Source organism: Variovorax sp. Soil_C_26, from assembly GCF_057657075.1.
The window spans coordinates 313,575-337,639 of sequence record NZ_JBDGJC010000003.1 but is presented as its reverse complement, the minus strand read 5'-3'; the positions used below and the strand labels follow the sequence as shown (position 1 = coordinate 337,639).

General features: G+C 66.3%; 18 protein-coding genes. 10 read left to right on the top strand and 8 right to left on the bottom strand.

The window, feature by feature from the left end:
- Positions 1-9: 9 nt before the first annotated feature.
- Positions 10-2,616, bottom strand: a complete 2,607-nt coding sequence (locus AC3A6G_RS11070) for a [protein-PII] uridylyltransferase (protein ID WP_487873618.1) — start codon at positions 2,614-2,616, stop codon at positions 10-12.
- A gap of 22 nt (positions 2,617-2,638) precedes the next feature.
- On the bottom strand, positions 2,639-3,463 hold the full coding sequence (map, locus tag AC3A6G_RS11065) for a type I methionyl aminopeptidase (protein ID WP_487859032.1): 825 nt from the start codon (positions 3,461-3,463) through the stop codon (positions 2,639-2,641).
- A gap of 156 nt (positions 3,464-3,619) precedes the next feature.
- Here map and purL point away from each other — a divergent pair, with 156 nt between their 5' ends.
- A complete protein-coding gene (purL, locus tag AC3A6G_RS11060; protein ID WP_487873767.1) occupies positions 3,620-7,618 on the top strand; it encodes a phosphoribosylformylglycinamidine synthase in 3,999 nt (1,332 codons plus the stop codon).
- Here purL and AC3A6G_RS11055 read toward each other — a convergent pair.
- From AC3A6G_RS11055 to AC3A6G_RS11030, 6 genes are all read right to left on the bottom strand, one after another.
- Positions 7,615-8,079, bottom strand: a complete 465-nt coding sequence (locus tag AC3A6G_RS11055) for a hypothetical protein (RefSeq protein WP_487859033.1) — start codon at positions 8,077-8,079, stop codon at positions 7,615-7,617. The genes purL and AC3A6G_RS11055 overlap by 4 nt on opposite strands.
- Positions 8,080-8,150: 71 nt before the next feature.
- The gene (locus tag AC3A6G_RS11050; protein WP_487873617.1) at positions 8,151-8,936 is read right to left on the bottom strand and encodes a peptidylprolyl isomerase; all 786 of its coding nucleotides are present in this window, start codon (positions 8,934-8,936) and stop codon (positions 8,151-8,153) included.
- An 89-nt stretch (positions 8,937-9,025) separates the two neighbouring features.
- Positions 9,026-9,319: a BolA family protein gene (locus AC3A6G_RS11045; RefSeq protein ID WP_487859035.1), complete on the bottom strand. Its 294-nt coding sequence runs from the start codon at positions 9,317-9,319 to the stop codon at positions 9,026-9,028.
- Entirely contained in the window at positions 9,316-9,858 is a 543-nt protein-coding gene (locus tag AC3A6G_RS11040; RefSeq protein WP_487859036.1) for a septation protein A, read from the bottom strand. The genes AC3A6G_RS11045 and AC3A6G_RS11040 overlap by 4 nt, the downstream gene beginning before the upstream one ends.
- On the bottom strand, positions 9,858-10,268 hold the full coding sequence (gene msrB, locus AC3A6G_RS11035; RefSeq protein ID WP_487859037.1) for a peptide-methionine (R)-S-oxide reductase MsrB: 411 nt from the start codon (positions 10,266-10,268) through the stop codon (positions 9,858-9,860). Before msrB ends, AC3A6G_RS11040 begins: the two co-directional genes overlap by 1 nt.
- Positions 10,265-11,803 (bottom strand): protein adenylyltransferase SelO, encoded by a 1,539-nt coding sequence (locus AC3A6G_RS11030; protein WP_487873616.1) that lies wholly within the window; start codon positions 11,801-11,803, stop codon positions 10,265-10,267. The genes msrB and AC3A6G_RS11030 overlap by 4 nt, the downstream gene beginning before the upstream one ends.
- Before the next feature lie 206 nt (positions 11,804-12,009).
- Between AC3A6G_RS11030 and AC3A6G_RS11025 the strand changes: the two genes are divergently transcribed.
- The 9 genes from AC3A6G_RS11025 (at position 12,010) to AC3A6G_RS10985 (ending at position 24,061) form a co-directional block, all read left to right on the top strand.
- A complete protein-coding gene (locus AC3A6G_RS11025; RefSeq protein WP_487859039.1) occupies positions 12,010-13,653 on the top strand; it encodes a 3-(methylthio)propionyl-CoA ligase in 1,644 nt (547 codons plus the stop codon).
- Between the two features lie 124 nt (positions 13,654-13,777).
- The gene (locus tag AC3A6G_RS11020) at positions 13,778-15,007 is read left to right on the top strand and encodes a branched-chain amino acid ABC transporter substrate-binding protein (protein ID WP_487859040.1); all 1,230 of its coding nucleotides are present in this window, start codon (positions 13,778-13,780) and stop codon (positions 15,005-15,007) included.
- A 198-nt stretch (positions 15,008-15,205) separates the two neighbouring features.
- Positions 15,206-16,441, top strand: a complete 1,236-nt coding sequence (locus AC3A6G_RS11015) for a branched-chain amino acid ABC transporter substrate-binding protein (RefSeq protein ID WP_487859041.1) — start codon at positions 15,206-15,208, stop codon at positions 16,439-16,441.
- 71 nt (positions 16,442-16,512) lie between these two features.
- On the top strand, positions 16,513-17,466 hold the full coding sequence (locus tag AC3A6G_RS11010; RefSeq protein WP_487859042.1) for a branched-chain amino acid ABC transporter permease: 954 nt from the start codon (positions 16,513-16,515) through the stop codon (positions 17,464-17,466).
- A gap of 3 nt (positions 17,467-17,469) precedes the next feature.
- On the top strand, positions 17,470-18,786 hold the full coding sequence (locus tag AC3A6G_RS11005; protein ID WP_487859043.1) for a branched-chain amino acid ABC transporter permease: 1,317 nt from the start codon (positions 17,470-17,472) through the stop codon (positions 18,784-18,786).
- Positions 18,787-19,560: an ABC transporter ATP-binding protein gene (locus AC3A6G_RS11000; RefSeq protein WP_487859044.1), complete on the top strand. Its 774-nt coding sequence runs from the start codon at positions 18,787-18,789 to the stop codon at positions 19,558-19,560.
- An 11-nt stretch (positions 19,561-19,571) separates the two neighbouring features.
- Complete coding sequence (locus AC3A6G_RS10995; protein WP_487859045.1) at positions 19,572-20,267, top strand: ABC transporter ATP-binding protein; 696 nt, start codon at positions 19,572-19,574, stop codon at positions 20,265-20,267.
- 187 nt (positions 20,268-20,454) lie between these two features.
- Positions 20,455-22,557: a 3-hydroxyacyl-CoA dehydrogenase NAD-binding domain-containing protein gene (locus AC3A6G_RS10990; RefSeq protein ID WP_487859046.1), complete on the top strand. Its 2,103-nt coding sequence runs from the start codon at positions 20,455-20,457 to the stop codon at positions 22,555-22,557.
- Positions 22,469-24,061 (top strand): M20 family peptidase, encoded by a 1,593-nt coding sequence (locus AC3A6G_RS10985; RefSeq protein WP_487859047.1) that lies wholly within the window; start codon positions 22,469-22,471, stop codon positions 24,059-24,061. Before AC3A6G_RS10990 ends, AC3A6G_RS10985 begins: the two co-directional genes overlap by 89 nt.
- The last annotated feature ends 4 nt before the right edge of the window (positions 24,062-24,065 follow it).

Below are 24,065 nucleotides of genomic sequence, written 5' to 3'. Positions count from 1 at the left end.
CGCGGCGTTTCAGGATTCCAGGGCGTCCATGAGCTCGGTCTCGATCGCGAGCTGCGTCTTCTGGCCCTGCAGTTCGGGGCCGCTGATCAGAAAGGTGTCCTCCACGCGTTCGCCGAGCGTCGTGATCTTGGCGAGCTGCAGGTTCAGGTGGTGGCGCGCGAGCACGCGTGCCACCGAGTAGAGCAGCCCGGCGCGGTCGCTGGCCGAGATGTTGAGCAGCCAGCGCTGCGCCTTGTCGTCGGGCAGCAGGCTGATGCGCGGCTTGATCGGGAAGCTGCGCACGCGCCGCGACACCCGTCCCACGCTCGGCGCGGGGAGATCGCCGGCCTGGGTGAGCGTCTGGCCGAGGCCGGCCTCGACCATGTTGATCAGGTCGCGGTAGTGATCGGGCACGAAGGCGTTCACGATCTGGAAGGTGTCGAGCGCGTAGCCGTTGGTCGTGGTGTGGACCTTGGCATCGAGGATGCTGAACGACGACTGGTCGAAATAGCCGCAGATGCGTGCGAACAGGTCGGGCTGGTCGGGCGTGTAGACCACCACCTGCAGGCCTTCTCCCACCGGCGACAGCCGCGTCCGAACGATCGGCGGCGCCTTCGGGTCGACCGGTACTTTCGCCGGCGGCACGAAGCGCGACAGCTGCTTGGCGTGCCAGGCGATCTCGCTGGCGTCGTGGCGCATGAAGTAGCGCACGTCGAGCGTGTCCCACAGCGCCTTGTGCGCCTCGAAGGGCTGGGCGTGCAGCGCGAGCTGCACCAGCGCCTCGCGCTTGCGCGATTCGACCTCCGCGTCGGGGTCGGGCATGCGTCCGCCGAGTGCGCGCAGGGTGTAGCGGTAGAGGTCTTCGAGCAGCTTGCCCTTCCAGGCATTCCACACGCGCGGCGAAGTGCCGCGAATGTCGGCCACCGTCAGCAGGTAGAGCGCCGTGAGGTAGCGCTCGTTGCCCACGCGCTTGGCGAAGGCGCCGATCACGTCGGGGTCGCCGAGGTCCTGCTTCTGCGCCACCTGGCTCATCACGAGGTGCTCGGCCACCAGGAACTCGATCAGCTTCGCGTCCTCGCGCGCAATGCCGTGCTGGCGGCAGAAGCGCTGCACGTCGCGGGCACCCAGCGTCGAATGGTCGCCGCCACGGCCCTTGGCGATATCGTGGAACAGCGCCGCCACGTAGAGGATCCAGGGCTTGTCCCAGCCCGCGGCCAGCTGCGAGCAGAACGGGTACTCGTGCGCGTGCTCGGCGATGAAGAAGCGCCGCACGTTGCGCAGCACCATCAGGATGTGCTGGTCGACCGTGTACACATGGAACAGGTCGTGCTGCATCTGGCCCACGATGCTGCGGAACACCCGCAGGTAGCGCCCCAGCACCGAAGTCTGGTTCATCAGCCTGAACGCATGCGTGATGCCGTAGGGCTGCTGCAGGATGCGCATGAAGGTCTGGTGGTTCGCCGGATCGTTGCGGAACCGGCTGTCCATGACGTGGCGTGCGTTGTAGAGCGCGCGCAGCGTGCGTGCCGACAGGCCCTTCACGCCGATGGTCTTCTGGTAGAGCAGGAAGGTCTCGAGCACGGCATGCGGCTCGCGCTCGTAGAGGTCGTCGCTCGCGATCTCGATCAGGCCCGCGCGCTCGTAGAAGCGTTCGTTGATCGGCGTGTGCTGCTCGTCGGCCGGCTGCAACCGCTCGGCGATGTTCAGCAGCAGGATCTGGTTGAGCTGCGACACCGCCTTGGCCGCCCAGTAGTAGCGCCGCATCAGCGCCTCGCTCGCCTTGCGCTGCGACTCGCCTTCGTAGCCGAAAGTGGCCGCCACGGCGGTCTGCAGGTCGAACACCAGCCGGTCCTCGCGCCGGTTGGCGATCACGTGCAGCCGCGCGCGGATCAGCGAGAGCAGGGCTTCGTTGCGCTTGATCTGCTGTGCCTCGAACGGGGTCGCGAGACCGTTCTTCGCCAAGTCGTCCCAGCGGCTGCCGAAACCGGCGGCCCTGGTCATCCAGAGGATGGTCTGCAGGTCGCGCAGGCCGCCCGGCGATTCCTTGCAGTTGGGCTCCAGCGCATAGGGCGTGTTGTCGTACTTCTGGTGCCGATGGCGCATTTCCTGCGACTTGGCCATGAAGAACGCCTGCGGATCGATCGCCCCGGTGAAGCGGCCGCAGAAGGTGGTGAAGAGCTTCCGGTCGCCGGTGACGAGCCGCGCCTCGAGCAGCGAGGTCTGGACCGTGACGTCTTTCTCGGCCTCGGCCAGGCACTCGTCGAGCGTGCGCACGCTCGAACCGATCTCGAGGCCCGCGTCCCAGCAGTGGCCGATGAAAGCCTCGATGCGCGACGGCTCGACGCCGCTGTCCTGCCCGTCGGGCGGCAGCAGCAGCAGCACGTCGACGTCAGAATACGGAAACAGCTCGCCGCGGCCGAAGCCGCCGACCGCGACCAGCGCCAGCGCGTTGCCGAAGCCAGCCTCGTTCCAGAGCGTGCAGAGCGTGCGGTCGGCCAGCGCCGACAGCTGCCGCAGCACGGCATGCACGCTGCGCGTCGGCGCGCGTGCGAAGCGCAGGGTGTCGAAGAGCGCCAGCTTCCTGGCGCGATAGTTCTCGCGCAGCGTGGCGACGTCGAGCTTGGCGGGTTCGATCACGGCCGGGGTGCGCTCTGGCGGGTCAGGTCTTGGTGGCGGCGACGAACGAGGGCAGGGGCGGGCTGCCTTCGGACAGCGTCAGCACCTCGTAGCCCGTCTCGGTGACCAGCACCGTGTGCTCCCATTGCGCCGACAGCGAACGGTCGCGCGTGACGATGGTCCAGCCGTCGTACTGGCCGCCCTTGAAGTCTTCTTTCACCTCGCGCCGGCCGGCGTTGATCATCGGTTCGATCGTGAAGATCATGCCGGGCTTGAGTTCTTCGAGGGTGCCGGGGCGGCCGTAGTGCAGCACCTGCGGTTCCTCGTGGAAGCGCTGGCCGACGCCGTGGCCGCAGAATTCGCGCACCACCGAGAAGCCGTGCCCTTCGGCAAACTTCTGGATCGCATGGCCGATGTCGCCGAGGTGGGCGCCGGGGCGCACCTGCAGGATGCCGTGCCACATCGCTTCGAAGGTGAGCGAGCACAGGCGCTTGGCCGCGATGGAGGCGTCGCCGACCACGAACATTCGGCTGTTGTCGCCGAACCAGCCGTCCTTGATGACGGTGACGTCGATGTTCATGATGTCGCCCTTCTTCAAGGGCTTTTCATTGGGAATGCCGTGGCAGACCACGTGGTTCACCGAGGTGCAGAGCGACTTCGGGAACGGCACGCTGCTCGCGCCCATGTAGCCCACCGTGGCCGAGGTGGTGCCCTGCTTGACCATGTACTCGGCGGCCAACCGGTCGATTTCGTTCGTGGTGACCCCGGGCTTGACGAAGGGGGTGAGGTAGTCCAGCACCTCGGAGGCCAGGCGGCAGGCGACGCGCATGGCCTCGATGCCCGCCGCGTCTTTATAGGTAATGCTCATGGCCCGAATTATCCCATCGGCCCCGGCTAAAATTCCGGGTTAACGCGGATGACCCCAGTCAGCGGCCATCCGCTCGATCCTGACCTCCAACGCGGCCCTCGAGGCCACCATTCGACCGTGACGCAGCCCGCACCCCAAGCCCTTCCCGTCGTAACCATGTTCGAGGGCGGCAGCGCACTCAGCGATTTCCGTGCGCGGCAGCTGCTGCCGAAGCTTGCGGCCATCGATCCGCGCATCGAGGGCATTTCGGCGCGCTTCGTGCACCTCGTGGTGACCGACGCCTCGCTCGACACCGCGGCCCGCGAGCGCTTTGCGGCGCTGCTGGCCTACGGCGAACCCTACGAGGCGCCGGCGTCCAAGGCCGGTGCGTCGGTGGTCGTCACGCCGCGCCTGGGCACCGTCTCGCCCTGGGCTTCCAAGGCCACCGACATCGCCCACAACTGCGGCCTGGCGCTGCGCCGCGTCGAACGGGTCACGCAATACCACCTGAAGCTCAAGGCGCCGCTGATCGGCAAGGCCCCGGTGCTCGACGGCGATGCGCTCGCCGCCGTGGCCGCGCCGCTGCACGACCGCATGACCGAATCGGTGCTCGCCACCGTCGAGCAGGCGGCGGGCCTGTTCAGCGAACTGCCGGCCCAGCCGATGGCGCTGGTCGATGTGCAGGGCGGCGGCCGCGCGGCGCTGGTGGCGGCCAACACCGGCTTCGGGCTCGCGCTCGCCGAGGACGAGATCGATTACCTCGTCGAGGCCTTCACGCGGCTCGGGCGCAACCCGAGCGACGTCGAGCTGATGATGTTTGCCCAGGCCAACAGCGAGCACTGCCGCCACAAGATCTTCAACGCCGACTTCACCATCGACGGGGTGGCGCAGCCGCAGAGCCTGTTCTCGATGATCCGCCACACCGAGCGGCAGAACCCGCAGCACACCGTGGTGGCCTACGCGGACAACGCCTCGATCATGGAAGGCTCGACGATCGAGCGCTTCGTGCCCGAACAGGGCTCGCAGAACTACCGCAAGGACAGCGCCCTGAGCCACGTGCTGATGAAGGTCGAGACGCACAACCATCCGACCGCCATTTCCCCGTTTCCGGGCGCTTCCACCGGCGCCGGCGGCGAGATCCGCGACGAGGGCGCCACCGGCCGCGGCTCCAAGCCCAAGGCGGGCCTGACCGGCTTCACCGTCTCGAAGCTCTGGCCCGAAGCGGGCCACTATGGCAAGCCCGAGCACATCGCGAGCCCGCTGCAGATCATGACCGAGGGCCCGCTCGGCGGCGCCGCGTTCAACAACGAATTCGGCCGGCCCAACCTGCTCGGCTATTTCCGCGAGTACGAGCAGGCGGTGGCCAGCGACGTCGACACCGTGCAGCGCGGCTACCACAAGCCGATCATGATCGCGGGCGGCCTCGGCAGCATCGACGCCACGCAGACGAAGAAGATCCTGTTCCCGGCCGGCTCGCTCCTGATCCAGCTCGGCGGCCCCGGCATGCGCATCGGCATGGGCGGCAGCGCCGCCAGCTCGATGGCCACCGGCGCCAATGCGGCCGAGCTCGACTTCGACTCGGTGCAGCGCGGCAACCCGGAGATCGAGCGCCGTGCGCAGGAGGTCATCAACCACTGCTGGCAGCAGGGCGCCGCCAATCCGATCCTTGCGATCCACGACGTCGGCGCGGGCGGCCTGAGCAATGCGTTCCCCGAGCTCACCAACGACGCCGGCCGCGGCGCGCGCTTCGACCTGCGCGCCGTGCCGCTCGAGGAATCGGGCATGGCGCCGAAGGAAATCTGGTGCAACGAGAGCCAGGAGCGTTATGTGCTGGCAATCGCGCCCGAGTCGCTCGAACAGTTCAAGGCCTTCTGCGAGCGCGAGCGCTGCCCGTTCGCGGTGGTTGGCGTGGCGACCGAGGAGCGCCAACTGGTCGTGGCGGACGAGGGGGCCGAGGTTCAGCCGGTCGACATGCCGATGGATGTTTTGCTCGGCAAGCCGCCGAAGATGCACCGCGACGTGAAGACCGTCGCCCGCACGTTCAAGCCGCTCGAGCTCACGGGCGTCGACCTGCAGAAGGCCGCGATCGACGTGCTATCGCACCCGACCGTGGCGTCCAAGCGCTTCCTCATCACCATCGGCGACCGCACCGTCGGCGGATTGAGCCACCGCGACCAGATGGTCGGCCCGTGGCAGGTGCCCGTGGCCGACTGCGCGGTGACGCTGGCCGATTACAAGGGATTTGCGGGCGAGGCCATGAGCATGGGCGAGCGCACGCCGCTGGCCGCGCTCGATGCGCCGGCCTCGGGCCGCATGGCGGTGGCCGAGGCCATCACCAACCTGCTGGCCGCGCCGATCGAGCTGTCGCGCGTCAAGCTGTCGGCCAACTGGATGGCGGCCTGCGGCGAACCCGGCGAGGACGCCGCGCTGTATGAGACCGTGAAGGCGGTGGGCCTCGAGCTGTGCCCGGCGCTGGGCGTGTCGATCCCCGTCGGCAAGGATTCGCTGTCGATGCGCACGCAATGGAACGACGGCGGCGAGGCGCGCAAGGTGACCTCGCCCGTGAGCCTGATCGTGACCGCGTTCGCCACGCTCGAGGACGTGCGCGGCACGCTCACGCCGCAGCTCGATGCCGAAGAGCCCGACACCACGCTGGTGCTGATCGACCTCGGCCGCGGCCAGCATCGCATGGCCGGCAGCATCCTCGCGCAGACGCTGGGCCAGACGGGCGACCGGGTGCCCGACCTCGACGATCCGGCGCAGCTCGTCGCGCTGGTCAAGGCCGTGAACGCGCTGCGTGCCGACGGCAAGATTCTCGCGATGCACGACCGCAGCGACGGCGGGCTGTTTGCCACGGCCTGCGAGATGGCCTTTGCCGGCCACGTCGGCGTGGCGCTCAACGTCGACATGCTGGTCACCGAAGGCGACGGCATCTCCGACAGCCGCATGGAGACCGGCGACGCCAAGAACTGGGCGCAGCAGGTCAGCGCGCGGCGCGAGGAGCTCACGCTCAAGGCGCTCTTCAACGAGGAGCTCGGCATGGTGCTGCAGGTGCGCACCGCCGAGCGCAACGACGTGATGCAGGTGCTGCGCGCCCATGGCCTCAGCGCCCACAGCCATTTCGTCGGCAAGACCCGGCCTGCGAGTTCGGAAATCGAGGCCGGCAAGGGCAAGCTCGAGATCTGGCGCGATGCCAAGCCGGTCTTCAGCGCCACGCTGGCCGATCTGCACCAGGTGTGGGATGCAGTGAGCTGGAAGATCGCGCGCGAGCGCGACAACCCCGCCTGTGCCGATGCCGAGCATGCCGCGGCCGGCGATCCGTCTGACCCCGGCCTGCATGTATTTCTCCCTCTCCCTCCGGGAGAGGGCAGGGGTGAGGGCGGCGCCGCCAATGCGCCCGCCATCCTCCAGTCGCGCCCCAAGGTCGCCATCCTGCGCGAGCAGGGCGTCAACTCGCACGTCGAAATGGCCTATGCCTTCACCGACGCCGGCTTCGACGCCTTCGACGTGCACATGACCGACCTGCAGACGGGCCGGGCCGACCTGTCGCAGTTCAAGGGCGTGGTCGCCTGCGGCGGCTTCAGCTACGGCGACACGCTGGGCGCGGGCATCGGCTGGGCGCGCAGCATCACCTTCAACCCCCGGCTCGCCGAGCAGTTCAAGGGCTTCTTCGGACGCGCCGACACCTTCGGCCTGGGCGTGTGCAACGGCTGCCAGATGTTTGCCGAGCTGGCTGACATCATCCCGGGCGCCGAGGCCTGGCCGCGCTTCACCACGAACCAGAGCGAGCGCTTCGAGGCGCGGCTGTCGATGGTCGAGGTGCTCGAATCGCCGAGCCTCTTCTTCGCAGGCATGGCCGGCGCGCGCCTGCCGATCGCGGTGGCGCACGGCGAGGGCTATGCCAACTTCAAGCACCGCGGCGACGCCACGAAGGCCATCGCCGCGATGCGCTATGTCGACAACCACGGCCAGCCGACCGAGCAGTACCCGTTCAATCCGAACGGCAGCGCCGGTGGCCTGACCTCGGTCACCACGGCCGACGGCCGATTTACGGCGGTGATGCCGCACCCGGAACGGGTGTTCCGCAATATCCAGATGAGCTGGACCGCGGGCGGCAAGAACGACTTCAGCCCCTGGATGCAGATCTGGCGCAACGCCCGGAATTGGGTCGGCTAGCTCTTGCAGACCTGGGCCAAGAGTGGACGGGCCAGCGCCGGATGGGTTGCCTGTTCCGGATCCCATTTCCACAGCGCCAGCGTGCCCATGATGGCGGTGCGCTCCTTGCCGCCGGCCTGCGCGTACAGGCGCTTCTGCAGGTTCTGCGCTCGTCGGCCGGCGCAGTCGACGGCCACCGTGTCAACCGTCGACCGGTAGCTCCCCAGCATGCCGCTGTCGCGTTCGCGGGAAAAATCCACCAGCACCAGTGCCACCGGGTAGGGGCGATCGTCGTCCGCGTTGTGGTTGGCGACATCGATCAGTCCCCTCGGGTCGAACTGGATGGCGGTCACGTCCTTGCCGAAGCCGACACCCGGCAACGGCACCCAGTTGGAAGGCTGTGCCATGGCGGCCGTGCATGCGGCCACAGCCGTCACGAGCAGGATGGAGATTCTCGACACACGGGTAGCGGCTTGGTGCATGGATTGAGTCTTGAAAATGAAAAAAGCGGCCCACGGGCCGCCTTTAAGTTTAAGCAGCGCGACGCCGCGTCTTATTCGATCTTCGCCTTCGCGCGCAGTTCTTCCTGGTACTTCTGCAGGCGCTGCTGCTGCAGCTGCTGCGTGATCTGCGGCTTCACTTCTTCCATCGTCGGCAGCTGGGCCTGGCGGATGTCGTCGATGCGGATGATGTGATAGCCGAACTGGGTCTTCACGGGCGCGGCCGTGGTCTCGCCCTTCTTGAGCTTGATCATGGCTTCCGAGAACTCGGGCACGAAGCTCGCGGGGTTGGCCCAGTCGAGGTCGCCGCCGTTGGCGCCCGATCCCGGGTCCTTGCTCTGCTTCTTGGCGATGTCCTCGAACTTGCCGCCCTTCTTGAGGTCGGCCAGGATCTTCTTGGCCTGGTCTTCGTTCTCGACCAGGATGTGGCGTGCCTTGTACTCCTTGCCGCCGTTGGCCGCCACGAACTTGTCGTACTCGGCCTTCACTTCGGCGTCGGACACCGCGTTTGTCTTGCGGTGGTTTTCGAACAGCGCGCGGATCAGGATGGCCTGGCGGGCCAGTTCGAGCTGGTTCTTGTAGTCGTCGGTGGCGTCGAGGCCCTGCTTCTGCGCTTCCTGCATGAAGACTTCACGCGCGACGATCTCTTCGCGCAGCTGGCTCTGCATTTCGGGTGTGACGGGGCGGCCGGCGGCGGCCAGCTGCTGGGCCAGCACGTCCATGCGCGCCTTGGGCACCGGCTTGCCGTTGACGATGGCTGCGTTCTGTGCCACTGCCGCCATGGGAATGGCACCGATCAGCGCTGCGGCCGCGAGGGCCTGCAAGAGTTGTTTTTTCATGGAATGAGTATCAGCTGGAGGGGAAGTGCGCTCGAACGACAGAACGGGCGCGTGAAGAAAAGTGCGGCGTGAGGGACCGGAAAGACGACTCAAAGCACCTCGATGGCGATGGCGTGCAGGCCCTGCGCGATGAAAATCTGGAGGGCATCATACACAAGGCGATGGCGCGCCACCCGGGGCTTTCCTTCGAAGCGCGGGGAGGCGATGCGAACCCGGAAATGGGTGCCGCGGCCTTCGGCGTTGGCGCCGGCGTGGCCCGCGTGGGCGGCGCTTTCGTCGATGACCTCGAGCACGGTGGGGTCGAGCGCCTTGCGCAGCGCCGCCTCGAGCTCATGGACGGTCGGCGGCGGGTGACCGTCGGCGGTGACGTTCGCGGCATTCATGCGGCGGGCTTGTCGTCGTTCTTGAGATGCGGCGAGATGTAGAGCCCCTGCGCCACCAGGAAGACCAACGGGAAGATGTAGCCCCAGAGCTTGAACTCGACCCAGGCCTCGGTGCTGAAGTAGGCCGCCACGTAGCCGTTGACCACCGCCATGAAGAGGCAATAGCCGATCCACGCCACGTTCAGGCGTTGCCAGATGTTGTCGGGCAGCTGCAGCTGTGCGCCCAGCAGCATCTTGAGAAAGTTCTTGCGCAATGCCCAGAGCGCCACCGCGAGCGCGATTGCCATCGCACCGTAGAGCACCGTCGGCTTCCACTTGATGAAGCGGTCGTCGTGCAGCACCAGTGTCAGCGTGCCGAACAATAGGATCAACACCAGCGTGGCCTTCTGCATCGCCTGCAGTTTGCGTTCCATGGCGTAGATGACGGCCATCTGCACCACCGTGGCAGCCATCAGCACGCCGGTGGCCGTGTAGATGTCGCCCAGCTTGTAGGCGCCGAAGAACAGCAGGATCGGAAAGAAGTCGAGCAGCAGTTTCATTATTTCTTCTGGAAATCGAGCGACGCCGAGTTCATGCAGTAGCGCAGGCCGGTTTCGGTGGGTCCGTCGGGAAACACGTGGCCCAGGTGGGCGCCGCATTGGGCGCATACGTTCTCGGTGCGCACCATGCCGTGCGAACGGTCGACGATATTGCGGATAGCGCCGGGCACGGCCGCTTCCGAAAAGCTGGGCCAGCCGCAGCCGGCGTCGAACTTGGTCGTCGACTCGAACAGCTTCGCGCCGCAGCAGATGCAGTGGTAGGTGCCGTCGTCCCAATGCGCCTCGTACTTGCCGGTGAAGGGGCGTTCGGTGGCTGCATGGCGCGTGACCTCGAAGGCCGCGGGCTCGGCGCCCTTTTCAGCGAGCAGGGCTTTCCATTCGGCGTCGGTCTTGTCGGTGGGAGTGGTCATGATGAACAGCTGATCTCGATCGTGGAGGCCCAGTCGGGCGGGAACCCGGCGTAGTCGTCGAAGCCGGGATGTTCGTCAAATGGGGTCTCGAGCAGGCTCAGCAAGGTGGCCACGCCCGAGAAGTCCTTCTGTGCTGCCGCTTCGATGGCCTGCTGGCCCAGGTGGTTCCTGAGCACGAACTTGGGGTTCGCCTGCAGCATCGAATCGGCCGCCGCCGGCCCGGTGTTCTGCCCGTGCCGCTCCCGAAAGGATAGCATCCAGGCGTCGAAGCCCGCGCGGTCGAGGAACAGGTCGCGCACCGGCTCGGCGCTGCCGTCGGCCATGGCGTGCGACAGCCGGCGCCAGAAGATCGTGTAGTCGACCTTTTCCGCGGCCAGCAGCTTCAGCATGCCCTCGATCAGCGCGCGGTCGTCGCCGGCCGGCACGCCGATGCCGAGCTTGGCGCCCATGCGCTGCTCGAACGCGGCCGGGAACACCGTCTTGTACGACGCGAGCGCGGCCACCGCAGTCTCTTCGTCGCCGATCAGCGGCAGCAGCGCCTGGGCGAGGCAGAACAGGTTCCAGTAAGCCACGTTGGGCTGCTGGTTGAAGGCGTAGCGGCCTTCGGTGTCGCTGTGGTTGCAGATGTGGCGCGGATCGAAGCCGTCGAGAAACTGGAACGGCCCGTAGTCGATGGTGAGCCCGAGGATGCTCATGTTGTCGGTGTTCATCACGCCATGGCAGAAGCCCACGGCCTGCCACTGCGCAAGCAGCGCGGCGGTGCGCTCGCTCACGGCCTCGAGGAAGGCCGCATAGGCGTTGCCGCCGAAACGGTCGGTGCCGCGGCAGGCCGGGTAGTAGCGGTCGATCACGTAGTCGGCCAGCGCCCGCAGGGCATCGTGCTGCTGGTTGGCGGCAAAGTGCTCGAAGTGACCGAAGCGGATGAAGCTCGGCGCCACGCGGGTCACGACGGCGGCGGTCTCTATCTCTTCGCGGCGCACGCGCGCATCGGAGCCGGTGACGCACAAGGCCCGGGTGGTTGGAATGCCCAGACCGTGCATCGCCTCGCTGCAGAGGAATTCGCGGATGCTCGAACGCAGCACCGCGCGGCCGTCGCCCATGCGCGAGTAGGGCGTGCGCCCGGCGCCCTTGAACTGGACTTCGAGCCCGCCCGCGGTTTCGCCGAGCATGATGGCGCGGCCGTCGCCGAGCTGGCCGGCCCACACGCCGAACTGGTGGCCGCTGTACACCGTGGCGAACGGCGCCGTGCCTGCCACCGGGATGTTGCCGGTCAGCGCCTCGAGCGCCGCGCTGGTGCGCCAGCCCTCGGGCAGGCCGAGCTCGCGCGCGACGCGCTCGCTGTGGCCAACCCAGTACGGCGGCGTCGGGGACACCAACGGCGTGGGCTGCAGCGCGGTGAAGAAGCGCGGCCCCAGCGTGGCAAAGCCGGGCACCCATGTCAGGCCCAGGTCGGCAGTGTGGGCGGCGTGGTAGGAGGAGGAGGCGAGTGTGTCGGTGCTGCCGGTTGCACCGGCAGGCTGGCTCGTGGGCGTCATGAATGGATTGTCCGGCAGAGTGCGAGACCCCTTGCGCCGGGGGGCCTCAGCATTCGAGGGCGTCCTACCTTTCGGTAGACAGGCCGCGCATGTGACAGCAGCGTGTCCGCGCAGTGCGGGTTTCTGGCATTGTGCGAACGCACAAAGATTGCGTGAATCCCCTCATGTTCGAAACCGCTGAAATCGCTGAAAGAAGGAGCCTGTAGATGCTGGGTTTGATGCAAGACCAACCGCTTTTGATCTCGTCGCTGATCGAGTTCGCCGAGCGCCACCATGGCGACGCCGAGATCGTCTCGCGGCGGGTCGAGGGCGATGTCCACCAGAGTTCGTGGAGCCAGATCGCATCGCGTTCTCGGCAGGTCGCCAACGCGCTCGACGGCGAGCAGCTGCTCTTCAGCGACCGGGTCGCGACCCTGGCCTGGAACGGCTACCGCCACCTCGAGCTGTACTACGGCGTGAGCGGCACCGGGCGGGTGCTGCACACCATCAATCCGCGCCTGCATCCCGACCAGATCGCCTGGATCGCCAACCATGCCGAAGACCAGATCCTCTGCTTCGACCTGAGCTTCCTGCCGCTGGTGCAGGCGGTGCATGCCAAGTGCAGCACGGTGCGCAAGTGGGTTGCGCTGTGCGACGCCGACAGGCTGCCGGCCGACAGCGGCATCCCGGGCCTCGTGAGCTACGAGGACTGGATCGGCGGCCATTCGAACGACTACGACTGGCCGAGCTTCGACGAGAACTCGGCTTCGAGCATGTGCTACACGAGCGGCACCACCGGCAACCCGAAGGCCGCGCTCTACAGCCACCGCTCCACGCTGCTGCACGCCTACGCCGCGGCGCTGCCCGACGTGATGCGCATCTCGGCGCGCGATGCGGTGCTGCCGGTGGTGCCGATGTTCCACGTCAACGCCTGGGGCATTCCGTATTCGGCCGCGCTCGTCGGCGCCAAGATCGTGTTCCCCGGCCCGGCGCTCGACGGCAAATCGGTGTTCGAACTCATCGAGTCCGAAGGCGTCACCTTTGCCGCCGGCGTGCCCACCGTGTGGCAGATGATGCTCGGCCACATGCAGGCCAACGACCTGAAGTTCTCGACCCTGGAGCGCACCGTGATCGGCGGCTCGGCCTGCCCGCCGGCCATGATCCGCGCGTTCCAGGACCTCTACAAGGTCGAGGTGCTGCATGCCTGGGGCATGACCGAGATGAGCCCGCTCGGCACGCTGTGCACGCTCAAGAACAAGCACCTGGCCATGCCCGCCGAGGCGCAGGTCGCCATTCGCCAGAAGCAGGGCCGCGCGATCTTCGGCGTCGACATGAAGATCGTCGACGGCGACGGCAAGGAGCTGCCCTGGGACGGCAAGGCCTTCGGCGACCTGCTCGTCAAGGGGCCATGGGTCGTGAAGGAATACTTCAAGGGCGAGGGCGGCAATCCGCTCGTGCCCGACGCGCAGGGGCGCGGCTGGTTCCCGACCGGTGACGTCGCCACCATCGATCCCGACGGCTTCCTGCAGATCACCGACCGCAGCAAGGACGTGATCAAGTCGGGCGGCGAATGGATCAGCTCGATCGAGATCGAGAACATCGCCGTCGCGCATCCGGCCGTGGCCATGGCCGCCTGCATCGGCGTGGCACACCCAAAGTGGGACGAGCGACCGATCATCGCGGTGGTCAGGAAGCCCAACACCGAGGTCACGCGCGAGGAGCTGCTTGGTTTCTACGAAGGCAAGACCGCCAAGTGGCAGGTTCCCGACGACGTGGTGTTCGTCGAGGCGATCCCGATCGGCGCCACCGGCAAGATCCTCAAGACCCGGCTGCGCGAAATGTTGAAGGACTACAAGCTGCCTATGGGTTGAGCGCACAGGTGTCGCGCGTGCGATAGCGGGGCCGGGTTTGCGGCCCGGCTTGCGGGCATTCCCTGTGCGGCGGCGAAAAGCGCGCTTGTACCCTGCGGCCTCACCCTCAAACGGAGACCTTGTCATGCATCCTGCGATCCACTCAGCTGCCTCCTGCGCCATCCTGCTTGCCGCGACGGCCGCGTTCGCCCAGAAGGGCGAGACCGTGAAGGTCGCCTGGCTCGATCCGCTCTCCGGCCTCATGGCGGCGGTGGGCACCAACCAGCTCAAGACCACGCAGCTGCTCGTCGAGGAATTCAACAAGAAGAACGCGTCGGGCGTGAAGTTCGAGCTGATCGCCATCGACAACAAGCTGAGCCCGCAGGAAACCACCGCCGCACTGCGCTCGGCCATGGACCAGGGTGCGCGCTACGTGCTGCAGGGCAATGGCTCGGGCCCGGCGCTCGCGATCATGGATGCGATCGAGAAGAACAACGCCCGCAACCCGGGCAAGGAGATGGTCTACATCAACTACGCGGCCGTCGACCCCGACCTGACCAACAGCAAGTGCAGCTACTGGCACTTCCGGCTCGACGCCGACACCTCCATGAAGATGGAGGCGCTGACCACCTTCATGAAGGAGCAGCCGGACATCAAGAAGGTGTACATCCTCGGGCAGAACTATTCGCACGGCCAGCAGGTCTCGAAGTTCGCCAAGGAAGGTCTCAAGGCCAAGCGCCCCGACATCGAGATCGTCGGCGACGACCTGCACCCGCTCGCGCAGGTGCGCGACTTCTCGCCGTACATCGCCAAGATCAAGGCCTCCGGCGCCGACTCGGTCATCACCGGCAACTGGGGTTCCGACCTGGCACTGCTTCTCAAGTCGGCCAACGACTCGGGCCTGAACATCAAGTTCTTCACCTACTACGCCTACGGCACCGGTGCGCCGACTGCCATGGGCGCCGGCTCCGACGGTCGGGTCTACGCCGTCGGCTACGGCCACTACAACATGGGCGGCGAGATCCAGCGCCTGATGGGCGAGTTCAAGAAGAAGATGGGCGACGACATGGTGCAGACCTCGATCTACACCGCGTTCGCGATGCTCGACACCGCCTTCGCGAAGGCTCGAACCACCGATCCCGTGAAGGTCGCGGCCACGATGGAGGGCATGAAGTTCAAGAGCTTCAACGGCGAGGTCGAGATGCGCAAGGCCGACCACCAGCTGCAGCAGGGGCTCTTCATCACCCGTTGGCAGAAGGCCGGCGGCAAGTTCCCCTACGACGCCGAGAACACGGGCTACACGCTGGCGCCCGTGAAGCACTACGAGGCGTACGTCGCGAGCACGCCGACCACCTGCCAGATGAAGCGTCCCTGAGGATGCGCGAGTCGGGTTCTACCCGTGGGTAGGAAATGCCTACCCGCGGGTAGCATCCCTTGGTTTTTCAGTGTCGCCTGCGCGATAGAAAACGGGCCCTGCGGCCGGCTTCTTACGGGCATTCCCTGAGGGGAGGGGCCCTAAACGCTTGTACGCTCGTGCAGCTTTCAAAACGGTTTTGACCAGGAGATATAGATCGTGAAATTCGCTCTGAAATTCGCTACTGCAGCCATCCTCACAGCCGCCGCCACCGGCGCCCTGGCCCAGAAGGGCGAAACCGTGAAGATCGCCTGGCTCGATCCGCTGTCGGGCCTCATGGCCGCGGTGGGCACCAACCAGCTCAAGACCTTCCAGTTCCTGGCCGAGGAGTTCAACAAGAAGAACGCCGCCGGCGTGAAGTTCGAGATCATCGGCATCGACAACAAGCTGAGCCCGCAGGAAACCACCGCCGCGCTGCGCTCGGCCATGGACCAGGGTGCACGCTACGTGGTGCAGGGCAACGGCTCCGGCCCGGCGCTCGCGATCATCGATGCGCTCGAAAAGCACAACGCCCGCAACCCGGGCAAGGAGATGGTCTACATCAACTACGCGGCCGTCGACCCCGACCTGACCAACAGCAAGTGCAGCTACTGGCACTTCCGGCTCGACGCCGACACCTCCATGAAGATGGAAGCGCTGACCACCTTCATGAAGGAGCAGCCCGAGATCAAGAAGGTCTACCTGCTCAACCAGAACTACTCGCACGGCCAGCAGGTATCCAAGTTCGCCAAGGACAACCTCAAGACCAAGCGCCCCGACGTCGAGATCGTCGGCGACGACCTGCATCCGCTCGCGCAGGTGCGCGACTTCTCGCCGTACATCGCCAAGATCAAGGCCTCCGGCGCCGACTCGGTCATCACCGGCAACTGGGGCTCCGACTTGGCGCTGCTCATCAAGGCGGCCAACGACTCGGGCCTGAACGTCAAGTTCTATACCTACTACGCCGTCACCAACGGCACGCCGACCGCCATGGGCGCGGCCTCGGACGGCAAGGTCTACCAGGTGGGCTACAGCCACTACAACGCGCCGGGACCGGTCCAGCCGCTGATGAACGAGTTCAAGAAGAAGTTCAACGACGACATGTACACCACCGCCGTCTACACGGTGTACGCCATGCTCAGCGAAGCCTTCGTGCGCAGCAAGTCGACCGACCCGGTCAAGGTGGCCGCCGCGATGGAAGGCATGAAGTTCAAGAGCTTCAACGGCGACGTCGAGATGCGCAAGGCCGACCACCAGCTGCAGCAGGGCCTGTGGATCACGCGCTGGCAGAAGGCCGACGCCAAGAACCCGTACAGCCCCGAGAACACCGGCTACACGCTGGCACCCGTCAAGTTCTACGAGGCCTACGTGGCCAGCACGCCCACCACGTGCCAGATGAAGCGTCCGACCTCCTGATCGAACGCTGAGCGGTCGAGGCCCGACGTCACCGCTCGGGCCTTTTTCTTTTCTACTGTTGCGAAAGACCGATGAACGTCGAATTCTTTGCCATCTCGCTGCTCAACGGCGTCAGCTACGGGCTGCTGCTGTTCATGCTGAGTTCTGGCCTGACGCTGATCTTCAGCATGATGGGCGTGCTGAACTTCGCGCATGCGAGCTTCTACATGCTGGGCGCGTACATCGCCTACACCCTGTCCAACATCGTCGGCTTCTGGCCGGCGCTGTTCCTGGCGCCGCTGCTCGTGGGCGCGCTGGGCGCCGCCTTCGAGCGCTACAGCCTGCGCCGCGTGCACAAGTTCGGCCACGTGCCCGAGCTGCTCGTGACCTTCGGGCTGTCGTACCTGATCCTCGAGCTCGTGCAGCTCGCCTGGGGCCGCTCGACCGTGCCGTACGGCCTTCCCGAGCAGCTGCAGGGGCCCTTGTTCACGATCTACGGCACCCAGTTCCCCAAGTCGCGCTCGTTCATCATGCTGGTGGCGGTGCTGATGCTGATCTCGGTGTGGCTGCTGCTCACGCGCACACGCATCGGCCTGGTGATCCAGGCGGCGCTCAAGCATCCTGAGATGGTCGAGGCGCTGGGCCACAACGTGCCGCGCGTCTTCATGCTGGTGTTCGGCGGCGGCGCCGCACTCGCAGGCCTCGCGGGCGTGGTCGGCGGCAACACCTACGTCACCGAACCGGCCATGGCCGCTTCGGTAGGCTCGATCATCTTCGTGGTCGTGGTCGTGGGCGGCATGGGCTCGCTGGCCGGCGCGTTCCTCGCGTCGCTTTTGATCGGCGTCGTCCAGACCTTCGCGGTCGCCATGGACCAGTCGTTCGCCGGCGGCCTCGAGATGCTCGGCGTCACCGTGACCGACCAGACCTTCGGCTACGAGCTGCTCAAGCTCACGATCTCGCAGGTTGCGCCCATCCTGCCGTACCTGTTCCTGGTGCTGATCCTCATCTTCAGGCCCAAGGGCCTGCTCGGCACCCGGGAGGACTGACGCATGACCGCAACCACCACCACGCCCACCACGCGCTACTACCGCTTCAAGCCCTGGAACATCGGGCGCTACCTGATCTGGTCGCTGTTCGCGATCGCGCTCATCGTCCTGCCGCATCTGTTCAAGAGCAGCCTGGCGCTCACCATGCTCTCGCAGATGGGCTATCTCATCATCATCTGCCTGAGCTACAACATCCTGCTGGGGCAGGGCGGCATGCTGAGCTTCGGCCACGCGGTCTACGTCGGCCTGGGCTCGTTCATCGCGATCCACGCGATGAACCTGGCCGGCGAGGGCAAGATTCCGGTGCCGCTGGTGCTGATCCCGCTCGTGGGCGGGCTGGCCGGCATGTTCTTCGCCATCCTGCTGGGCTTCGTCACGACGAAGAAGGCAGGCACCACCTTCGCGATGATCACGCTGGGAATCGGCGAACTCGTGGCCGCCATGGCGCTGATGTTCCCGACCTTCTTCGGCGGCGAGGGCGGCATCACCACCAACCGCGTCTACGGCGCGGGCTTCTTCGGCTTCAAGTTCGGCCCCCAGATTCAGGTCTACTACCTGATCGCGGCGTATTGCTTCGTCTGCACGGCACTGATGTACGCCTTCACGGGCACGCCGCTCGGCCGCATGCTGAATGCGGTGCGCGACAACCCCGAGCGCGTGGAGTTCATCGGCTACAACACGCAGCGCGTGCGCTACATCGCGTTCATCATCGCCGGCTTCTTCGCCGGCATCGGTGGCGGGCTGGCGTCGATCAACTTCGAGATCGTGAACGCGGCCGACAGCCTGAGCGCGATCCGCTCGGGCGGCTACCTGCTGTTCACCTTCCTGGGCGGCGCGGTGTTCTTCTTCGGGCCGATCATCGGGGCCGTGCTGCTGGTCTTCGCCTCGATCCTGCTGTCGGAACTATCAAAGGCGTGGCAGCTGTACTTCGGCCTGGTGTTCGTGTTCATGGTGATGTTCGCGCCGGGCGGCATTGCGAGCCTGGTGATGATGAACCTGCGCGTGGCCAAGTTCGGCAAGTTCCGCCGCCTCTGGCTGCTCTACGTCGCGCTGGCCGTGGCGCTGGTGCCGGTGGTGGTGGGCGCCGCGGCGTTGATCGAGATGATCTATCACATCCAGCTCAATTCGGCGCTCGGCCCCGAACTGCGGTTCTTCGGCACCACGCTCGACACCTCGGGCATGGCGAGCTGGCTCGGCGCCGCAGCCATCCTGGCGATCGGCCTTGCCGCGCTCGAGGTGGCACGCCGGCGCTTCGTGCGCGTCTGGGGCAAGGCGCAAGAAGAGATCGAAGCAGAAATCAAGCGTCGGGAGGCGGCGTAAATGAGCGCGCAATATGCATTGGAACTGAAGGCGCTGCGCAAGGCCTTCGGCAAGACAGAAATCATCCGCGGCGTGGACCTGGCCGTGAAGGCCGGCGAGCGCATCGCGATCATCGGACCGAACGGCGCGGGCAAGTCGACCCTGTTCAACCTGATCAGCGGGCGGCTCGCACCGTCGAGCGGCGAGGTGCTGTTGAACGGCCTGCGCATCGACGGCAAGAAGCCGTACGAGATCAACCGGCTCGGCCTGTCGCGCAGCTTCCAGATCACCAACATCTTCCCGAAGCTCAGCGTGTTCGAGAACCTGCGCTGCGGCGTGCTGTGGAGCCTGGGCTACCGCTACACGTTCCTGCGCTTCCTGTCCAACCTCGACGATGCCAACGCACGCACCGAGGAGCTGCTGCGCCAGATCGGCCTCGAACGCAAGCGCGACGTGCAGGCGGTGAACCTCACCTATGCCGAGCAGCGGGCGCTCGAGATCGGCGTGACCATCGCGGGCGGCGCCAGCGTGATCCTGCTCGACGAGCCCACGGCCGGCATGAGCAAGACCGAGACCGCGCACTTCATCTCGCTCATCAAGCACGTCACCACGGGCAAGACGCTGCTCACCGTGGAGCACGACATGGGCGTGGTGTTCGGGCTGGCCGACAAGATCGCGGTGGTGGTGTATGGCGAGGTGCTCGCCTTCGACACCCCGGACGCCGTGCGTGCGAACGCGCGCGTTCAGGAGGCCTACCTGGGCTCCACCATCGCCGATGCGCAGGCGGGACACTGACACCGGACATCATGCTGAAGCTTCACGACATCCACGCCTATTACGGCAAGAGCCATGTGCTGCATGGCGTTTCGTTCCACGTCGGGCCGGGCGAGATCGTGGCCCTGCTCGGGCGCAACGGCTCGGGCCGGTCGACCACCGCCAAGGCCATCATGGGCCTGGTGCATGCCGAGGGCACGCTGCGCTGGAAGGACACGGACATCCTGCGCAAGAAGGCCTACGAGATCGCCCACATGGGCATCGGCTACGTGCCCGAGAACCGTGACATCTTCCCGCGGCTCACGGTGCACCAGAACCTGCTGCTGGGTCAGAAGGGCTCGGGCAAGGGCAGCCGCTGGTCTTTCGACGACATGTACGAGATGTTCCCGCGCCTGAAGGAGCGGCAGCACACCGAGGCCGGCGTGCTCTCGGGCGGCGAGCAGCAGATGCTCACGCTGTGCCGCACGCTCATGGGCGACCCCGACCTGATCATCATCGACGAGCCCACCGAGGGCCTCGCGCCCAAGATCGTCGAACTCGTGGCGCAGTACCTCAAGACGCTCAAGGACAAGGGCGTCTCGGTGCTGCTGATCGAGCAGAAGCTCACCATCGCGATGCAGATCTCCGACCGCGCGCTGGTCATGGGCCACGGCAGCATCGTGTTCGACGGCACGCCCGACAGCCTGCGCGCCGATGCATCGATCCGCAAGGAATGGCTGGAAGTCTAGGCTTCCGAGGCGAGACAGCGGGACCTTCGCGGTTTTCGCGCAGGTTCCGTTTTTTCTTTTTGCGGCTTCGCCCCCTTGTCCCAACAGCGACTGCGTGCCATTGTTGCGCTGCGCCAAAAGCCTAAAATCCCCGGAAAAGAACACTCGTGCTTTTTCGTACTTTTCTTCTCACACCAAGGAACGCAGCATGACGGCTGAATACAAAGTGCTCGGCGATGTCGCCGTGATCACCATGACCAATCCCCCGGTCAACGGTCTCGGTTTCTCGACCCGCATCGGCATCACCGATGGGCTGTCGAAGGCCAACGCCGACGACGCCGTCAAGGCCATCGTCATCACGGGCGCCGGCAAGGCGTTCTCGGGCGGTGCGGACATCAAGGAATTCGGCACCCCCAAGGCGCTGCAGGAGCCCAACCTGCTGAGCGTGATCCTCGCGCTCGAGGCCTCGCCCAAGCCCATCGTCGCGGCGATCCATTCGGTGTGCATGGGCGGCGGCCTCGAGCTCGCGCTCGGCTGCCACTACCGCATCGCCGCACCGGGCACCGGCATTGCGCTGCCCGAGGTCAAGCTGGGCCTGATCCCCGGTGCCGGCGGCACGCAGCGCCTGCCGCGCGTGCTCGGCGTCGAGACCGCGCTCAACATGATCGTGAGCGGCGAGCCGGTGAAGAGCGAGGTGCTCGCCTCGCTGCCCGGCCAGAAGCTGTTCGACCGGCTCTCGGCGTCGGCCGAATCGGTGTTCGAGGAGGCCGTGGCCTTCGCCAAGTCGGTCGCCGGCAAGGGAGGTGAGCTGCCGCTGGTGCGCAACCTGCCATGCCGTCATCCGCAGGGCGACGCGTACTTCCAGTTCACGCGCAACATGGTCGGCGGCATGTCGAAGAACTACCCCGCGCCGCTCAAGTGCATCGACGCGGTGCAGTCGGCCACCAAGATGAAGTTCGACGACGGCATGGCCGAAGAGCGCCGCATCTTCACCACGCTGATGTTCACGCCCGAGTCGCTGTCGCTGCGCCACCTGTTCATGGCCGAGCGCGCCGCTTCCAAGATTCCCGACGTGCCCGAGGACACGCCCAAGCGCGAGATCAAGTCCGTCGGCGTGATCGGCGCCGGCACCATGGGCGGCGGCATCTCGATGAACTTCCTGAACGCCGGCATCCCGGTGAAGATCCTCGAGATGAAGCAGGAGGCGCTCGACCGCGGCATCGCCACGATCCGCAAGAACTACGAGGGCCAGATCAAGAAGGGCAAGCTCAAGCAGGACAAGTACGACCAGCGCATGGCGCTTTTGAGCACCACGCTCGACTATGCCGACCTGAAGGACTGCGACCTGATCATCGAGGCCGTGTTCGAGGAACTCGGCGTGAAGGAGAAGGTGTTCAAGCAGCTCGACGAGGTGGCCAAGAAGGGCGCGATCCTCGCGTCGAACACCTCCACGCTCGACGTCGACAAGATCGCAGCATTCACCAAGCGGCCGCAGGACGTGGTCGGCATGCACTTCTTCAGCCCGGCCAACGTGATGAAGCTGCTCGAAGTGGTGCGCGGCAAGGAAACGGCCAAGGACGTGCTCGCCACGGTGATGGCGATCGCCAAGAAGATCCGCAAGACCGCGGTGGTCTCGGGCGTGTGCGACGGCTTCATCGGCAACCGCATGATCGAGCAGTACTCGCGCCAGGCCGGCTTCCTGCTCGATGAAGGCGCCACGCCGCAGCAGGTCGACCGCGCGATCGAGAAATTCGGCTTCGCGATGGGCCCGTTCCGCATGGGCGACCTGGCGGGCAACGACATCGGCTGGGCCATCCGCAAGCGCCGTGCGGTCGAGCGTGCCGACATGAAGTACAGCCGCACGGCCGACAAGCTCTGCGAACTGGGCCGCTTCGGCCAGAAGACCGGCGCGGGCTGGTACGACTACAAGCCGGGCAAGCGCGACGCGATCCCGTCGGATCTCGTCAACAAGATGATCGAGGACCATCGCAAGGAACTCGGCGTCACGCCGCGCAGGATCTCCGATGAAGAGATCGTGCAGCGCCTGGTGTATGCGCTGGTCAACGAAGGCGCGCACATCCTCGAGGACGGCATCGCGTCGAAGCCGAGCGACATCGACATGGTGTACCTGACGGGGTACGGCTTCCCGATCTGGCGCGGCGGCCCGATGCACTATGCCTCGCAGGTCGGCCTCTACAACGTGACGGAGACCATGAAGCGCTTTGCCAAGAACCCGCGCGACGACGCTTCCTTCTGGGAGCCTGCGCCGCTGCTCCAGAAGATGGTCGCCGAAGGCAAGTCGTTCGGCTGAGCGCACCGCAAAGGAATCTCGACCGCCCATGTTGAAACGCATCTTCCTGGGGCTGCTGCTGGCGCTCGTGGCACTGGTGGCGGCCGTGGCGGTCAAGACCTGGACCACGCCGTCGCGCCAGCTCGCGGTGGCGCCGGCGCCCAAGCTGCCGATCGACCTGGAGGCCGCTGCCAAGCGGCTCTCGGGCGCGATCCCGATCCGCACCGTGTCGAGCCTCGACGACCCGGCCGCCAGCGGGGCCGAGTTCGACCGGCTGCATGCCTACCTCGAACAGCAGTACCCCAAGGTCCACGCCACCCTGAAGAAGGAGGTCGTGGGCCAGAAGGCGCTGCTCTACACCTGGCCCGGCAGCGACTCCGCAGCCAAGCCGATCGCGCTGATGTCGCACCAGGATGTGGTGCCGATCGCCCCGGGCACCGAAAAGGCCTGGAGCGTCGATCCCTTCGGCGGCGAGATCAAGGACGGCTTCGTCTGGGGCCGCGGCACGCTCGACAACAAGGGCAACCTGTTCGCGCAGTTGGAGGCCATCGAGCTGCTTCTCGCGAGCGGCTTCCAGCCGAAGCAGACCGTCTACCTCGTGATGGGTGACGACGAGGAGGTGAGCGGCCTGCGCGGCGCGCTGCCGATCGCCGAGCTGCTCAAGTCGCGCGGTGTGCGGCTCGACTGGGTGCTCGACGAGGGCCTGCTGGTGCTCGACGGCGTGCTGCCCGGGCTCTCGCAGCCGGCCGCGCTGATCGGCCTGGCCGAGAAGGGCTATGCCACCTTCTTCCTGTCGCTCGACACCGCGCCCGGCCACTCGTCGATGCCGCCGGCCCGCAGCGCCATCGGCCGCCTGAGCGCTGCGCTCGCACGGCTCGAAGCGCATCCGATGCCCGGTGGCATCCGCGGCGTTGCGGGCGAGATGTTCGGCACGCTCGCGCCCGAGATGAGCGGCATCAACCGCGTGCTGCTGTCGAACCTCTGGCTCACCGAGCCGCTGGTGCGCAGCCAGCTCGAAAAAAGCCCGAGCAGCAATGCGATGCTGCGCACCACCACGGCGCTCACCATCGTGCGCGCCGGCAACAAGGACAACGTGCTGCCCGGCCGCGCCGAGGCGGCGGTCAACTTTCGCGTGCTGCCGGGCGACACCCTCGAGAGCGTCGAGGCGCACCTGCGCAGCCAGCTCGCGGACGACGACATCCAGATCAAGCGCTACCCGGGCAACGCCGAGGCCTCGCCGGTCTCGCCGACCGACAGCGCCGGCTACCGCGCGATCGCGCAGGCGGTGCGCGAGTCGTTCCCCGACGCGCTGGTCGCACCAGGCCTCATGACAGCGGCCACCGACTCGCGCCACTTCAGCCTCGTGAGCGACGCGGTGTTCCGCTTCTCGCCCTACCGCATGAAGAGCGAGGACCTCGCGCGCTTTCACGGCAACAACGAACGCCTCGCCATCGCCAACTACGGCGAGATGATCGGCTTCTATCACCAGCTCCTGCGCAACACCAGTGGCGCGCCGGCGCAATGACAAC